Origin of the sequence: Alteracholeplasma palmae J233, assembly GCF_000968055.1 — a bacterium.
GTDB lineage: Bacteria > Bacillota_I > Bacilli_A > Acholeplasmatales > Acholeplasmataceae > Alteracholeplasma > Alteracholeplasma palmae.
This window is the reverse complement of record NC_022538.1, coordinates 1,001,695-1,018,878: the sequence shown is the minus strand read 5'-3', so window position 1 is coordinate 1,018,878 and position 17,184 is coordinate 1,001,695. Positions and strand designations below refer to the sequence as shown.

Sequence of the window (17,184 nt, the reverse complement as noted above, 5' to 3'; positions counted from 1 at the left end):
ATGTTAAAGCTATTGTTTTTTAGAACTAAATACTAACTTATATGATAGTGTAAGTAAACTAAACTATCACAATAGTTACAATATAGTGTATAATTAAGATAGATTAGGAGTTGAAATTATGAAAATATTAGTAGCCGGTGCTGGAGCAATGGGATCAAGATTTGGTTATATGCTTCAAAAAAGTGGAAACGATGTTTTATTAGTAGATACATGGAAAGAACATGTTGAAAAAATTAGAAAAGATGGTCTTTCAGTCACTCAAGATGGACAATACTTAGGCCAATTTAATATACCAATTGCCTACCCTGAAGAAGTAGAGGGCACTTTTGATTTTATTATTTTATTTACAAAATCAATGCAACTAGATAGCATGCTTCAAAGTATTAAAAAAGTTATTACAAAAGATACTTATATTTTATGCCTTTTAAATGGATTAGGGCATGATAAAGTGCTTGTCAATTATCTTGATAAAAAACATATCTTTTTAGGGGCAACCAGATTTTCTGCTGGATTAAATGGACCAGGAAATGTAATTGGACATGGCAGCGGCTTAATTGAATTAATGCTACTAGAAGACTCAGATGATAAAAAGAAAAATGAAATCATTGAAGTTTTAAATCAAGCAGAACTATTCTCAGAATTATCAAAAAAAGTATTTAGTTCAATTTGGCATAAAGTATCCTTAAATTGTGTTATTAATACAATGACAACACTCATTGATACAAATATTGGTGGGTATGGTGATTTTTCTGATCATGACAAGATAACTCAATTAATTCTTGATGAAATACAAGCTGTTGCGATTAAAGAGGGCATAGATTATGATAGAAATTATGTAGAAACTATCATTACTAATTTATTTACAGGAAATAAAAGAAATCATTACCCTTCTTTATACCAAGACATGAAAAATAAACGATTAACTGAAATTGATTATCTCAATGGTGCGATTGCTGATCTTGGTAGAAAAAATGGTATCAAAACACCTGTATGTGAATTAATCACTTATTTAATTCACGCAAAAGAGTTTATTCAATCAAATAAATAAAATATCCTTTAAGGGTATTTTTTCATAAGGAGTTTAAATGATACATATAGAAACAAAGATTCATAACTATACTTTTTATATAGCAAAAGATTCAGTTGGAATTACATATATCGATATATTAACCCCTGTTGAAAAAGAATTTAAAGAAAGTATAAAAACAACAGATTTAACACAATTCAAAGAAGTAATCCAACAATTAAATGAATATTTATTAGGGAAAAGAAAAGAATTTACCTTTAAAATCCATATGATTGGAACCGATTTTCAAAAAAATGTTTGGAATGAATTACTTAAAATTCCATATGGAACAACTACATCTTACCAAACAATAGCTGAGTCTCTTGGAGATAAAAATAAGGTAAGAGCTGCAGCAAATGCCATTGGTAAAAACCCTTTATTATTAGTTGTTCCATGTCACAGAATTTTATATAAGAATAAAAAATTAGGTGGCTTTAGTTCAGGAATAGAAAATAAGCAACACTTTTTAGAATTGGAATCATTAAATAAATAAATAAATAAATAAATTTTTAGATCAAATAGTAAAATAGTACGGGGAGAATGAACACATTGAATATCTTATTTACTTTAAACAAAAAATACATCAATCTTCTATTTACATGCTTATTATCGATTGGAAAGCATCATAAAAATGACCAGATGCATTTTCATATTGTTAGTAATGATATTGTAGAAGAAGACTTAGAAATACTTAAAAAAGAATTATCAGGACATTATAAGTATACATTTTATTCCTACACTAATGACGTTCTAGAAAATGCAAAAACAACTTATAGATACCCACAAGAAATCTATTATCGACTCTTTGCTAAGTGCTATTTGAAAGATGATGTAGATAGAATTTTATACTTAGATGTTGATACTATTGTTATAAAAAATTTAAGACATCTATATAAACTTAATTTTGAAGATAAGTTTTTTATTGGTTCAACAAATATAAAAAAAGCACTAACAAAATTTAATAATATAAAAAATAAAGCAACGTATGATTCACACTACCTTAATACTGGAGTTTTATTGATTAATGTTGAAGGTTTAAGAAAAAATCAAGATATCGACCTTTTAAATGAATACATTATCAAGCATGATAAAACACTATTTTTACCAGATCAAGACGTCTTAAATGCACTTTATGGCAATAAAGTTAAGCTTGTTGATCATTTATTATATAATTTAAGTGATAGAGCATTAATGAAACATAATTTTGGAAAAGCAAATAAAATAGATTTAGATTGGGTAAATAAAAATTCATGTATCATTCATTATTACGGTAAAAATAAACCATGGAATGAAAAATATAAAGGAATCTTATCAGAATATTATTTCTTCTATGAAAATTATAGAAAAAAGTTGGTTGAAACTATATGACATCAAACATACTTAATAGTTATGTTCCTACAAATAAACAAGAAGCAGAAGATAAAGAAGTAATGATCAAATTTTTAGAAAACAATGAAGATGCTTTTTATAGAACTAATGAAAAAGCACACTTTACTTCCTCTGCCATTATTCTTAATAAAGATAAAACTAAAGTTTTATTTGCTTATCATCTTATTTTTCAATCATGGTCTTGGCTTGGTGGACATTGTGATGGGGATTCAGATTTTTTAAGAGTAGCTCAAAAAGAAGCATTAGAAGAAAGTAATCTTAAAAATATCAAACTATTATCAGAAAAACCACTCATGTTAGATAATATACAAGTAGATGATCATTATAAAAGTGGAAAGTTTATTAAGAAACATATCCATATGAATTTAACTTATTTTTTTGAAGCCGATGAAAGTGAAGAAATAGCAATCAAACCAGATGAAAATAGTGATATTAAATGGATTAAAATACCAGATTTTTTAACTCAAGTAAGAGAAGAAAAAATGTTAATCATATATCAAAAGGCTATTACTGTCATTAATAGATTAAAGAATAAGGCATTGGAGGGATAATATGGCTTACATAGATGCTAAAGAGATTAAAAAAAGTTATAAAGTTGGGCAAATAGAAATTAATGCCTTAAATGGTGTTGATTTTACTATTAATAAAGGCGAGTTTGTAGTTATTTTAGGGCCTTCTGGAGCAGGTAAAACTACTTTACTTAATATATTAGGTGGTATGGATGAATTAACAAGTGGTAGTATTATCATAGATGAAGTGATCATTAATAAGAAAAAAGAAAAGACTTTAACACAATATAGAAGAGAAGATGTTGGATTTGTTTTTCAAAATTATAATTTAATTCAAAATCTAACAGCACTAGAAAATGTAGAACTAGCTACCCAAATCTCTCCAAATGCGAAAAGACCTAAAGATGTATTAAAAATAGTTGGACTGTCTGACAGAATGAATAATTTTCCTGCTCAGTTATCAGGTGGAGAACAACAAAGAGTAGCAATCGCTCGTGCTGTTGCTAAAAATCCTAAATTACTATTATGCGATGAACCAACTGGTGCCCTTGATACAAATACTGGTAAAACTGTTTTACTCTTATTAAAGCAATTGGCAAAAGAAGAACAAATGACGGTGATTGTTATTACTCATAACCAAGTGATTGCTGAACTTGCTGATAGAGTGATTAGAATTGTTAATGGTAAAGTTTTTTCTCAAGTAACCCAAGAACCAAAAGATATTAAAGATATTGCGTGGTGATATCATGAAATCTTATTTAAAAGATGTTTTTAGAATGATTAAGAAAAGAAGCCTGCTTATTTTATCTATAGCTCTTATTTTAGCTTTAGGAGTTGGTTTTTATATAGGTATTTCTGTTACTGGATATAACATGAAACAAACAGGAGATACCTATTATAAAGAAAGCAATCTATTTGATTTAAACTTAAAAGCCACAAGCTTTCCTTTCTTTAAAAGTGATATAGAAAAATTTCAAAATGAGACAATAGAGGCAACAGGAATCTTTCAACTTGATTTTATTAGCGAATATGAAGATGTAGTAACCTTAATTGAAATTAATGAAGTAACAAAAAATGATACTGTATTACTTGAAGGAAAAGTACCGGGATCAAAAAATGAAATCTTATTAGATAATCAATATGCTTTAGTACACAATATTAAATTAAATGATTCTATAAAAATTAAAACTAAACAAATGACCTTTTTAGGAACTGATATCGTCATTTTTGAAGAAAAGGAATTTAAAGTTTCTGGGTTTATACACTCAGCATTATTTATTAATGTAGATAGAGGTACCACTGATTTATTAGATGGTAAGCTATCAGGGTATATTTATATGCCTGAAGGTAATTTGAATGAAGAATTATTTAAGCCTTTAGGAAAGTTTTATACAGATATTAGACTTAAATATTCTAATTTAACTAAAGAAAAAAGTTATGAGAATGATTATCAGTTGGCTATTAATCAATATAAAGAAGAATTAGAAAAACAAAATAAAGATGATACTTATTTAGTTCAACCTAGAACAAGTAAAATCATAGGTTATTCAGCTTTTTATGATGATTCAGACCGCATTACAGCAATCGGAACAGTTTTTCCATTAATATTTTTCTTAGTAGCTGCACTTGTTACTTTTAATTCGGTTACTAGAATGGTAGATGAGGAAAGAAACCAAAGTGGTATTTATAAATCACTTGGATATAGTTCAAATAAGATTGCAATGAGATTTATACCTATTCCTTTATTATCTCTTATTTTAGGACTTATTATGGGATCTATACTAGGGTATATCATTCTTCCTAAGATTATTTATGACGCTTATAGAATTCTTTATGAAATGCCAGATATTATCATATCATTTGAAATAACTTTTTTAGTCTTTCCAACAATCATAGCGATTTTTTCAAGTGTAGTGATTGCCTATATCAAAGGTTATACTTTGGCAGCTGTTAAGACTTCAGAGTTATTAAGAATGAAAACCCCTAAAGCAGGAAAACGTATTTTATTAGAAAAAGTTGGCTTTATTTGGAATCGCCTTAGTTTTTTATATAAAGTTTCTTTTAGAAATTTATTCAGGTCAAAATCACGATTTTTAATGATGTTACTAGGACTTGCTGGATGTATGGGATTAATTATGACAGGTTTCTCATTAAGAGAATCAGTTAATGCAATTCCAAAAAAACAATTCTATGAAATTGAACAATATGATTTTAGAATTAATACTTTAAATGTAGAAGAATCAAATCTAAAAAATGCATTAAATAACAAAGAATATATCGATAGTTATAATCCAGTATATGCTTTTACAACTAATTTTATGACTAATCAAGCAATTAATCCAGTTGTTATTTATGTAGATTTAAAAGCACCTACACCTGATGAAAAAGAAGTGCCTTTAACTGAAATGATTACCCAAAATTTAACAAGCCAAACAAATGATGAGGGTATCATCATTACCCAAAAAATGGCTAATCTATTAAAACTAAAAGTACAAGATAACTTTGAACTAACGATTAACAATAAAGTTGTCTCACTTAAAGTAAAAGGTATAAGTGAAAACTATTTATATCACTATGGTTTTATGAGCCTTGATTATTATAAAGAAGTAACAAAAGAAACACCTCTTTTAAATACAATATTTATAAAAATAGATGATAAATTTGATAATGAAACAGTAACAAAAGATTTATTAAACACACCAAGTGTTGTCTCTATTGCGAGAACAAAAGAGATGTTAGAACTTTATGAAAAACAAATGGAATCATTAAATGTAGTTATCTTAGTAGTCATTATTTCTGCAATGTTATTAGCAACCTTTGTGATTGTTACATTAGTTTCTATGACTTTGGCAGAAAGAAGTAAAGAACTAGCTACTCTAAAAGTACTAGGCTTTTATCAGAAAGAACTTGTTGCTTATGTGATAAGAGAAAATATTATTACAAGTTTGCTCAGTATTCTTGTTGGATCAGTTTTTGGTTATATTTTATCTATTTATATTATTGTTTCAGCAGAAGTAGATATTGTTATGTTTGACAGAACAGTATATTTAAGTAGTTATCTATTATCTGGAGGTATCACATTTGGACTCAATCTTATTATTAATTTATTAATGTCAACTAGAATTGGTAAAATAGATATGCTGACTAGTTTGAAATCATTTGATTAAATATCATAAAAAAAGACTATATTTAGAATTAATCTAAGTATAGTCTTAATTTTTTTTACATAGCTTTTTTATAACAGCGACGTCTTTTATGTTCATCGACATCAAATGCTTTCCACTGTGCATGTATTGCATGATTTTCTTCTAATTCAGGACCAGTTTCGGCATATTTAACATTGTGTTTATTTCCAACAATAATACCATCATTTAAAATAAGTGTTGCTACACCTTTTCCTTGGTGTTTTGGATCAACTGCAATAAAGTAAAAATCAATTACATCATGCTTTTTAAGTGCTTTTAAGATTCTTAGCCAGCCAAATGGAATAAGCTTACCATTATTTTTTTTGCTAGCTGCAGCAAGCGATGGCATCATGACACCAAACCCTACAATTTCATCTGTTTTATCATAAATAAACCAAATATAATCTAATTGTAAAATGAGCGCTACTTGTTTAAGATAGTAGTGTTTTACTTTTTCAGAAATTGGGAAGAAACCATATAAGTCATTAAAAGCCTTATTATATACGCCAAAAGCGATATCAGCTTTGATTAAAGCATCTTTTCTAGAAGTAGGTTTAACAACTCTATAGCCATAACGCTTTTGTACAATTTCAGCACCTTTTTTTATTTTTTCAGGCACTTCAGTTGGCCATTTAATTTTCTTTTCAAGCCAGTCAACATCTTTTACAAAACCAAGTCTTTCAAGATGGTGCATATAATATGAATCATTATAAATAGTAATAAAAGAACCAAATTCATTGAATCCTTCTACTAAAAGACCTTGAAGGTCTAAGTCTGTAAAACCAATAGGTCCTATGATTGTTGACATCCCTTTAGCTTTACCCCATTTTATAACGGTATCAAATAAAAGTTCAGTGACTTTGATATCATCTATCATATCTAATCTAGAAAAACGTAATACTTTCTCATTTTTAGCATCATTAAACTTATGGTTAATGATGCCTGCAATTCTTCCAACAATTTTATTATTTTCATCTAACGCAAGAAATCTAATACTTTCACAATACTCATGTACTGGATTTTTCTTTGGATTGAAAACAGTATTTTCATCTGCACTTAGTGCAGGTACATAGTTTTCGTTGTTTTTATACAAGATATTTGGAAAATCAGTAAACTTTTTTCCTAATCTTTTGTTTGTTACTTCAATTATTTTATACATAAAATGCCCTCATTTATTGTCTCTCTAACTATTATATCATTAGTTTTGAAGTTTTAGGAATATATTTCTTTTTTCTTTTAAAAACTATGTTATAATTAAAAACGTAAATATACAAGGAGGATTCATTTGATGAAATTAGAAAAAATAAGTAATAACCGTGTTAAAGTAACATTTGATGTTACACCAGCAGAATTTGAACACGGTTTAGACCATGCATTTGACCATGCAAAAGAAACTGTAGAAGTAAAAGGATTTAGAAAAGGTCACGTTCCAAGAAATATATTTGAACAAAAATTTGGTGTTGAAAGTTTATATGAAGATGCTTTAAACCATGTAATTGGTCATAAATTTGATGAAGTATTAAGCAATAAAGAAATCGAAGTTGTTGGACAACCTCAAGTTGTTGACTTAGACTTTGCAAGTATTAAACGTGAAGAATCATTTAGCTTTGCATTAGAAGTAGCAATTAAACCAGAAGTTGAATTAGGACAATATAAAGGGTTAGAAGTTGCTAAAGTCGATGCAACTGTAACAGATGCTGATGTTGAAAAAGAAGTTAAAGCTTTATTAGAACAAAACGCAGTCTTAGAAGTAAAAGAAACTGGTAGCCTTGAAAATGGAGACACTGCAATTTTTGATTTTGAAGGATTTGTAGATGGTGAAGCATTTGATGGTGGTAAAGCAGAAAACTTTAGTTTAGAAATCGGATCAGGTCAATTTATTCCAGGATTTGAAGAAGGAATGGTTGGCTTAGAAGTAGGTGCTAGTAAAGATGTTGATGTAACATTCCCTACAGAATACCATGCAGAAAATTTAGCAGGTAAAAAAGCAGTATTTAAAGTAACTTTACATGAAATTAAAGTTAAAAAAGGTGCTGAACTTACAGATGAATGGGTTAAAACTTTAAACCGTCCAAATGTAGAAACTGTTGAAGCATTAAATGCAGAAATCAGAAAATCATTAGAAACTAATAAAGCTGCACAAGCGAAAAATCAATTAATTGATGAAGTAATTGATAAAGCAGTTGCTAATGCTAAAGTAGATGTTCCAAAAGAAATGATTGATACTGAAATTGATTACTTCAAACAAAATGTTGAAGCACAAGCTAAACAATATCAATTAGATTTAGATACATTTATTCAATTATCTGGATTAACAAAAGAAATATTTGAACAACAAGCATTAGAACAAGCGACAAAACGCGTTAATCAATCATTAGTAATTGAAGCTGTTGGTAAAAAAGAAGCTTTAAAAGCAACAGAACAAGAATTAAGTGAAAGATACGAAAGTCTTGCTAATCAATATAATATGTCACTTGAAGAAATTAAAAAATATGTAACAAATGACCTAGTTGAAAGAGATGTTGTTTTCCAAAAAGCAGTAGACTTTATGGTTGATTCAGCAGTTCAAAAGTAATAAAACTTAAAGGGAACTTAATTGTTCCCTTATTTTTACAAAAATAGCAAAAAAAGTAATTGGCACTCTATCATATTGATTGCAAATTATTTATAACATGCTATAATAGTAACTAGAAAGTCGAAGGGATGTGAAAACATGGAAGAAATACAAAAAAGTTTACCGGCTGTTGTAGTGCGTGGCGTTGTACCAATACCAAATAATGATTTTAGAATTGAAGTAGGCCGTAAATTATCCCTAAAAGCAGTAGAAGAAGCTGAAAAAGGATTTGGATCGTATGTACTAGTTTTAGTACAAAAAAATCCACTAATTGAAAATCCAACTATTGAGGATATTGAAGCTTATGGAGTTTTAGCCAAAGTAGCAATGAAAATTAAACTTCCTAATAATAATTATAAAGTTAAATTTAATATTGTTTCACGTGTTAAAGTAAAAGAATACTTTTTAACTGATCCATATTTTGTGGCTGACTATGAAGAAGTCCAAACTATACAAGGTGATGTTGATGAGGAATTAACTTTAGTGAAGATGATTGCACAAGAGTTAGTTAATAACCCAAGTCAAATGTTACAAAATGGATCAACTGTCATAGAACAAATTCAAAACGGTCTTACATCAGATAAAGTTGCTGATATGATTGCTTATAATCTTAAAATAGCAGATCAAGAAAAATATAAATACTTAAGTGAACTTAATTTAAATGTTAGATTAAAACTTATTTTAGAAGATATCCATAAACAAGCTATGATTGCTGATTTAGAACAACGTATTAATGAAGATGTTAAGCGCTCTATTGATGAAAGTCAAAAAGAGTACTACTTAAGAGAAAAAATGCGTGCTATTCAAAATGAATTAGGTGACAAAGCTAAAAAAGAAGACGAAATTGAAGAATTAAGAGAACAAATTAAAAAAGCTAAGATGCCTAAAGAAATTGAGGAAAAAGCTTTACAAGAGTTATCAAGATATCAATCTACTCCATCTGCTATGGCAGAATCAACAATTATTAAAACTTATTTGGATTTTTTAGTTGCATTACCATGGAAAAAAGCAAGTAAGGATTTAAATGATTTAGAAAAAGTTCAACAAAAATTAGATGAAAATCACTATGGACTAGAAAAAGTTAAAGATAGAATTATTGAATACTTAGCAGTTAAAATGATGACTGGTAAAAATCCACAAACCATTTTATGTCTTGCAGGGCCTCCAGGAGTAGGTAAAACTTCATTAGCTACATCAATTGCTGAAAGTTTAGGACGTAAGTTTGTTAAACAATCTCTTGGTGGAGTTAAAGATGAATCTGAAATAAGAGGACACAGACGTACTTATGTTGGAGCTATGCCTGGTAGAATTCTAAAAGGAATGAAAGATGCAGGAACAGTTAATCCAGTATTTTTATTAGATGAAATTGATAAAATGGCATCTGATTACAAAGGAGATCCAGCTTCAGCTATGTTAGAAGTTCTAGATCCAGAACAAAATTCTAAATTTAGTGACCACTATTTAGAAGAATCTTACGATTTATCTCAAGTATTATTTATTACAACTGCAAATTACCTTGAAAACGTTCCAGCTCCATTAAGAGATAGAATGGAAATTGTTGAATTAAGTTCATACACAGAACATGAAAAAGTAGAAATCGCAAGACAACACTTATTGAAAAAACAATTAAAAGCTCACGGAATCACTGAAAAGGAATTTACAATTGATGAAGAAAGTTTATACTTTATTGTTAGACACTACACAAGAGAAGCTGGTGTTCGTGAATTAAATAGATACATTGGTGCTCTTATTAGAAAAGTTGTTAAAGAAATCTTAATGAAAAAAGCAACATCAGTTGGAATTACTAGACAAAACATTGAAAATTATATTGGAAAACCAAGATTTGTTCATAACTTAGCTGATGAAAAACAACAAATTGGTGTAGCAACCGGATTAGCTTATACAGCATTTGGTGGAGACACATTACCAGTTGAAGTTACTTATTACAAAGGTAAAGGACAACTTGTTTTAACCGGTAAATTAGGCGATGTGATGAAAGAAAGTGCAATTACAGCACTAAGCTTTGTAAAATCACATGCTGCAGAATTTAATATTGATTCTCAAATATTTAATGAAAATGATTTCCACGTTCACGTGCCAGAAGGTGCAATTCCAAAAGACGGTCCATCTGCAGGTATTACTATGGCAACTGCTATTATGTCAGCCGTTAGCCATAAATATGTCAGAAAAGATTTAGGAATGACTGGTGAAATTACACTAAGAGGTTATGTCTTACCAATTGGTGGATTAAAAGAAAAAGCAATCGCTGCACATAGAAGTGGTCTAAATACTATTTTAATTCCAAAAGATAATGTAAGAGACATTGAAGATATTCCAGAAGAAGTAAGAAATGTCTTAGAAATTATTCCAGTAGAAAACGTAAATGACGTATTTGGTAAAGCATTTGTCTAACTGAAAATGATAGATACGATTATAATAAAAATATAATTGTATCTTTTTTCATATTCAAATATTTTGAAAAAAAAATAATTTGTCTTATAATAAGACTAATAAACACAACGGAGGAATATTAAGCAATTATGACAGCAATTTATGTAACCGTAGGTATATTAGTCAGTTTATTAGCATTTTTTATTACTTCACAGATTCTGTTCAAACTTATATTTGGTAGAGATGTAAGTTCTAATTCAGACAAGTTAATTCCTAAAAGATTACAACCTGATATAAAAATTATGCAAGTTTTAGAAAAAGAAAATGCTGCATGGTTAGAAAATATCACTAAAGAACATCTTTGGATTGAAACAAAGTTTGGAAATGCCAATGCATTTTATATCGGTCATGAAAAAAAATCATCTCAACTGGTTGTTTTAATCCATGGCTATCGGGCAAACAAAAAACAACTTAATAGTATGGCGAACTATTACTATGAAAAAGAAAATGTAGATGTCTTATTAGTAGAACTACTTGGTCACGGTCAATCAGATTCAGAATACATTAATTTTGGTTATTATGATCATAAGTATATTATTAATTTAATACAAAGTCTAAGAGCTGAACATGATTACCAAGTTTATGTTCACGGATGTTCAATGGGATCTGTTATTGCTTTATGGATAGGCAGTGTTTATCCTGTTTCTGGGATAATAGCTGACTCTCCTTATGGACGATTAAAGGATAATATGAAAGATAATATCCCATATATTGTTCAACCAATTACATTTTTATTCACCCTATTTATTGGACGAATTGCCAAAAAAAGACTAGGCTTTTATGTAAATGACATAAACATTTTAGATAAAGTAGAAAATATTTCTACAAAAACACTGTTAATTTCAGGATTAAATGATAAAATAGTTAAGTCAAAACATATTAAAAAGATTCAGAAGCATATGAAAATTATACCTGATGTATGGTATATCGAAGATTGTCCCCATTTAGGAGCATATGTTTTAAAGAAAGATGAATACCAAGAAAGAATTCATAATATGCTAGTTGGCCTATGAATGGAGTAAAAATGATTAAACACGCTGAATTTATTAAAAGTATTACAGATATTAAAGATGCGCCAGATACAAATTTACCTGAAATTGTATTAGTTGGAAGAAGTAATGTAGGGAAAAGTTCCTTTATTAACGGCATCGCAAATAGAAAATCAATTGCAAGGGTATCTGCTACACCTGGAAAAACAATTACTTTAAATTACTATATGATGGATAATAGTTTTTATTTGGTGGATGCACCTGGCTATGGTTATGCTAGAAGAAGTAAATCTTTACAACAAACTTTTATTCAAATGTTATTAGCTTACTTAGAATTATCACCTAACTTAAAGAAAGTATTCCAATTTATCGACTTTAAAGTAGGTCCAACAGAAGATGACTTAGAAATGTATGATGCTCTTTTAGAAGGTGGATTTGATGTTTCTGTTATAGTAACTAAGAAAGATAAAGTAAAATCTAGTTTAAGAAGCAAACATGAAAAAATGATTAAAGATAAGATGAATCAACCAGAAAAAATATTTATCACATCAAGTCAAACAAAGGATGGTTATGATAAAGTATATCAAGAGATGATTTTAACATTAGAATAAGTAAAAAATAAAAATAATTAGAATTAAAAGGCTTACAAAAGGCCTTTTTCTTTTTAATAAGTTCTGATTATGATAAAATAATAGTATACGAAACGGAGGTTTTTCATTATGAGTAAAATTTCAATTATAGGTGCTGGAGCAGTAGGTGCAGCAACAGCATTCAGTATAATGTTGAATAAAGTGGCATCAGATATTGTTTTAGTTGATATTAACAAAGATCGCGCTGAAGGGGAAGTAATGGATATTTTCCATGGAACTAGTTTGGTTGCGCCAGTTGAGATAAAAGCAGGAGAAGTTTCAGATACTAAAGATTCAGATATTGTTATTATTACTGCAGGGTTAGCACAAAAACCAGGAGAAACTAGACTAGATTTAGTCAATAAAAATATTGCTATTTATAATACGCTTATTCCAGAAATAGCAAAATACAATCCTAATGCTATCTTACTTGTTGTATCAAATCCCGTAGATATTTTGACATATATTACATATAAACTATCAGGTTTTCCTAAAAATAGAGTCATTGGATCAGGAACAGTATTAGATACTGCTAGATTTAGATCTGCTCTTGCAAGAGAGTTTTTCATTGATTCAAGAAATGTTCATGCCAATATTATTGGAGAACATGGTGATAGCGAAATTGCTGTTTGGAGTAGAGCTAACGTTGGTGGGTTAACTTTAGATGAATATTGTGCTAAAGAAGGTAATTGTGAAATTGATTTTGAGCAAAGAATTACCGATGAAGTAAAACATGCAGCCTATGAAATTATTAAGAGAAAAGGATTTACAAATTATGCTGTAGCGGTTGCTGTTACTAGAATTTGTACTGCTATTTTAAGAGATGAAAAATCGATTCTAACAACTTCATCTTACCTTGAAGGACATTATGGTACAGATGATATTTACTTAAGTGTTCCTAGTATTATTGGTGAAAATGGTATAGAAGAAATTATAGAAATACCTTTAGCAGAAGAAGAATTAACTGCTTTTAAAAACTCTGCTAAAATCATTAAAGATATTATTAATAAATCTAATCTACAGTAAGGAGTAATTATGAAAATTGCAATTATTGGAGCAAACGGCTTTATTGGATCTAAAATTAGAGATGAAGCGTTGCTAAAAAATCATGAAGTAGTAGCTATTACTAGAGCTAGCCAGATAAAAAAAGATAAGAATCTAAAAGGATTTCAACAAACTATTTTTGAACCTACTAAACTTAAAAAAATTCTTAAAGATGTAGATGTTATTGTTTCAGCATATCATCCAGGATGGTATCATGTTGATCCAGTTAACAGATATTTAGAAGGATACGAAATTATCATTAAATTGGCAAAAGAATTAAACAAAAGGTTAATTATCATTGGTGGATCAACTAATCTTGATCTAGCTGACGGTACACCAGTTGTTGAAGGCTTTTTCCCTGCACCATGGAAAGATGCCCTTGAAGGCACTAGAAAACTTTATGAGTTAATCAAAGATGATAAGAGTTTTGATTGGACTTACCTAGCTCCTGCTGCAGAAGTAATTGATACTGTTAAAACTGGCAATTATGCTATTGGTGAAAATACCTTAATTGTTGATAGTAAGGACGTTAGTAGAATTAGCACACAAGATTTAGCAGAAGCTGTCATATTAGAAATAGAAAATCCAAAATATAAACAAAAGAGATTTACTTTAGGTTATAAGTAAAATTGACAAAAGGAAACATCTATAATAGAATATAAATATGCATAAGCATCCATAGGGTGCTTATTTTTATAAGGTGGCATTATGACATTATTAGAAACAGAATTATATATTAAAGAAATAAAAGATTTTTTTGAATCTTCACTAAGTAAAAATTTGAACTTATATCGTGTAACAGCACCCGTCTTTTTAAAAAGTAAAGATAAACTAAATGATGAATTAAGTGGTTTAGAACAACCAGTGACATTTGAAGTTTCAGGCGAAAAATTAGAGATTATTCATTCATTAGCTAAGTGGAAAAGACATGCGATTGAATTATATAATATACCTTTATATAAAGGGCTCTATACTGATATGAATGCCATTAGAAAAGATGATGATATAGATGCCATCCATTCTATTTATGTTGATCAATGGGACTGGGAACTACATATTGATAAAAAAGATCGAACTATTTCATTTTTAAAAAGTATCGTAAAAAAAATATATCAGTCTTTTTTAGAAACAAGCAAGTATCTTGAAACAAATTTTAACATTAAGAAAAAACTTAATTCTGAAATCTTTTTTATTACAAGTCAAGAATTAGAAGATTTATATCCTAATCTAACTTCTAAAGAAAGAGAATATAAAATAACTAAAGAAAAAACAACAGTATTTATTATTGGTATAGGAGATAAGTTAAAAAGTGGCATAAGCCATGATGTTAGAAGTTATGACTATGATGATTGGACCTTAAATGGTGATTTATTAGTGTACTATGAAAAGTTAGATATAGCTTTAGAACTTTCATCTATGGGAATTAGAGTGGATAAAGCATCGCTTTTAAGACAAGCAAGTATCAAAAATAAAGAATTATCATCAAGATACCATCAGAATATTTTAAATGAAGTTAGCTGTTATACAATAGGTGGTGGAATTGGACAATCTAGAATGTGTATGTATTTTTTAGATAAAGAACATATTGGAGAAGTACAAAACTCTTATTGGCCAAAAGAAGAAGTAGAAAAATATAAACATTTAAAATTAGAAAAGTAAGACATCAAACAGAAGGGACTGTAACGAAATAAAAGTAACAGTCTATAAAACAAAAAAGCCGCTCTAGAATCCTAGGGCGGTTTTTTGGTATAATTATAGTATGCAAACACAACAAAATATACAACATAATTTTAACCCAAAACAGTTAAAATTACCACTACAATTAGACATAAAAATTCCTTTTGATAGTGAAGTTCGTACATTTGATGAAGTATTTAGAAAATTGGAGATAAAAAAATACTTAAATAGCTCAAAAGACCCAAGAGGTCGTATGGGTTATAATCCGGTTCAAATGTTAAAACTGATCATGTTTTGTCAAATGGAAAAGATTCAATCTTTAAGAGATATGGCAAAAGCTGCTAAAAATGATATTAGAATCATGTGGCTTACAGATGAATTAATGCCAAGTCATCAAACAATAAAAACCTTTATGGATAAATACTTAGTTAAAGGAATAGATGAAATCTTTTATGAACTAAGTAAGTACTTAATAAAAAAAGAATCTATTGATACAGATAAATTATATATAGATGGTACTAAAATAGAATCGGTGGCTAATAAATATAGTTTTACATGGCGTGGTTCTATTGAAAAGTTTAGAGATAAGTTATATAAAAAAATAACCAAACAGATAGAATCCTTAAATAAAAGATATGAAGACTCAGATATCTTCTTTCCAATACATGAAACATATAACACTGATAATTTAAATAGCATCAAAGACTTTCTACTTAATGAGATAGATAGGGAATTAATAGAGTTTAAATATGGTAAAGGTCAAAGAAAAACTACTTTACAAAGAGATTATGAACATATCTTAGAATATTTAGCTAAACTTGTAGAGTATGAAAGACATTTAAAGATTATGGGTAATGATAGAAACTCATATGCTAAAACAGATATAGACGCGACTTTTATGCATATGAAAGAAGATCATATGCGTAATAGTCAATTAAAACCAGGGTATAATATACAAATTGGTGTATCAAATGAATATATCCTACATCTAGATATCTATAAAGAACGTAGTGATTATAAAACTTTGATTCCTTTTTTAGAAGGATTTAAGAAAAGTTATGACTTCTATCCAAAATATCCAGTAGCGGATGCTGGATATGGTGGATTAACGAATTATCGTTATTTAAAACTAAACGATATGGAGCTTTATCAAAAATATGCAATGTATGCTAAAGATACGCATGACAAAAAAAGAATGAAAGATCCATATTTTCCATTTAACCTTACTAAATCAGGTAATGATTATTTAACACCTAATGGAGATACTTTAAAGTATCTGTATAGAAATAATCGAGGTAATGATGTATATGAATTACCAAATGGTAAGCGTAAAGAGATTAATGATGAAAATCTTACATACCAAAAAGAGGTTATTAAAAATCTTACATCACCATTAGGAATTGAATTAAGAGTTCAAAGGTCAATTCAAGTTGAGGGTGCCTTTGGAGTGATTAAAGAAGCATTTAAAGTAAGAAGATTTAGACGAAGATTAACTCATAATGTTAAAATGGAGTTTTATTTAACAGCGATTGGGTATAATTTGAGAAAATATCATAATAAAAAGTATAGAATAACAGAATAGATATCTACAATAAACTTAAGATTTTAATAGAATCTTCTTTTTTGACGCC

15 protein-coding genes are annotated in these 17,184 nt (G+C 28.6%); 14 read left to right on the top strand and 1 reads right to left on the bottom strand.

The window, feature by feature from the left end; all coding sequences use genetic code 11:
• The first annotated feature begins 118 nt into the window (after positions 1-118).
• From BN854_RS04665 to BN854_RS04640, 6 genes are read left to right on the top strand one after another with little or no spacing between them, the layout of a single operon-like run.
• Complete coding sequence (locus BN854_RS04665; protein ID WP_026660103.1) at positions 119-1,048, top strand: ketopantoate reductase family protein; 930 nt, start codon at positions 119-121, stop codon at positions 1,046-1,048.
• Positions 1,049-1,085: 37 nt separating this feature from the next.
• Positions 1,086-1,559, top strand: coding sequence for a methylated-DNA--[protein]-cysteine S-methyltransferase (locus tag BN854_RS04660; RefSeq protein ID WP_026660095.1), 474 nt, complete (start codon positions 1,086-1,088; stop codon positions 1,557-1,559).
• Positions 1,560-1,606: 47 nt separating this feature from the next.
• Positions 1,607-2,434, top strand: coding sequence for a glycosyltransferase family 8 protein (locus BN854_RS04655; RefSeq protein ID WP_084600841.1), 828 nt, complete (start codon positions 1,607-1,609; stop codon positions 2,432-2,434).
• Positions 2,431-3,006 carry an NUDIX hydrolase gene (locus tag BN854_RS04650; RefSeq protein ID WP_026660079.1) on the top strand — a complete coding sequence of 192 codons (576 nt, stop codon included), beginning with the start codon at positions 2,431-2,433 and terminating at the stop codon, positions 3,004-3,006. The genes BN854_RS04655 and BN854_RS04650 overlap by 4 nt, the downstream gene beginning before the upstream one ends.
• A gap of 1 nt (position 3,007) precedes the next feature.
• On the top strand, positions 3,008-3,706 hold the full coding sequence (locus BN854_RS04645) for an ABC transporter ATP-binding protein (RefSeq protein WP_026660070.1): 699 nt from the start codon (positions 3,008-3,010) through the stop codon (positions 3,704-3,706).
• A gap of 4 nt (positions 3,707-3,710) precedes the next feature.
• Positions 3,711-6,131: an ABC transporter permease gene (locus tag BN854_RS04640; RefSeq protein ID WP_026660062.1), complete on the top strand. Its 2,421-nt coding sequence runs from the start codon at positions 3,711-3,713 to the stop codon at positions 6,129-6,131.
• Positions 6,132-6,186: 55 nt separating this feature from the next.
• On the opposite strand, the gene BN854_RS04635 is transcribed toward BN854_RS04640, so the two are convergent.
• Positions 6,187-7,308 carry a GNAT family N-acetyltransferase gene (locus BN854_RS04635; RefSeq protein ID WP_026660056.1) on the bottom strand — a complete coding sequence of 374 codons (1,122 nt, stop codon included), beginning with the start codon at positions 7,306-7,308 and terminating at the stop codon, positions 6,187-6,189.
• A gap of 129 nt (positions 7,309-7,437) precedes the next feature.
• Between BN854_RS04635 and tig the strand changes: the two genes are divergently transcribed.
• The 8 genes from tig to BN854_RS04595 all read left to right on the top strand — a co-directional run bounded on the left by tig (position 7,438) and on the right by BN854_RS04595 (position 17,135).
• On the top strand, positions 7,438-8,724 hold the full coding sequence (gene tig / locus BN854_RS04630; RefSeq protein WP_026660047.1) for a trigger factor: 1,287 nt from the start codon (positions 7,438-7,440) through the stop codon (positions 8,722-8,724).
• A 138-nt stretch (positions 8,725-8,862) separates the two neighbouring features.
• Positions 8,863-11,175 (top strand): endopeptidase La, encoded by a 2,313-nt coding sequence (lon, locus tag BN854_RS04625; RefSeq protein WP_026660039.1) that lies wholly within the window; start codon positions 8,863-8,865, stop codon positions 11,173-11,175.
• Positions 11,176-11,303: 128 nt separating this feature from the next.
• Positions 11,304-12,227, top strand: coding sequence for an alpha/beta hydrolase (locus tag BN854_RS04620; RefSeq protein ID WP_026660030.1), 924 nt, complete (start codon positions 11,304-11,306; stop codon positions 12,225-12,227).
• An 11-nt stretch (positions 12,228-12,238) separates the two neighbouring features.
• Complete coding sequence (gene yihA / locus BN854_RS04615) at positions 12,239-12,814, top strand: ribosome biogenesis GTP-binding protein YihA/YsxC (RefSeq protein WP_026660026.1); 576 nt, start codon at positions 12,239-12,241, stop codon at positions 12,812-12,814.
• 108 nt (positions 12,815-12,922) lie between these two features.
• Entirely contained in the window at positions 12,923-13,858 is a 936-nt protein-coding gene (locus BN854_RS04610) for an L-lactate dehydrogenase (protein ID WP_026660019.1), read from the top strand.
• A 9-nt stretch (positions 13,859-13,867) separates the two neighbouring features.
• Complete coding sequence (locus BN854_RS04605; protein ID WP_026660013.1) at positions 13,868-14,503, top strand: NAD(P)-dependent oxidoreductase; 636 nt, start codon at positions 13,868-13,870, stop codon at positions 14,501-14,503.
• Positions 14,504-14,584: 81 nt separating this feature from the next.
• Complete coding sequence (locus tag BN854_RS04600) at positions 14,585-15,535, top strand: aspartate--ammonia ligase (RefSeq protein ID WP_026660009.1); 951 nt, start codon at positions 14,585-14,587, stop codon at positions 15,533-15,535.
• 100 nt (positions 15,536-15,635) lie between these two features.
• Positions 15,636-17,135, top strand: coding sequence for a transposase (locus BN854_RS04595; RefSeq protein WP_026653792.1), 1,500 nt, complete (start codon positions 15,636-15,638; stop codon positions 17,133-17,135).
• Positions 17,136-17,184: the final 49 nt, after the last annotated feature.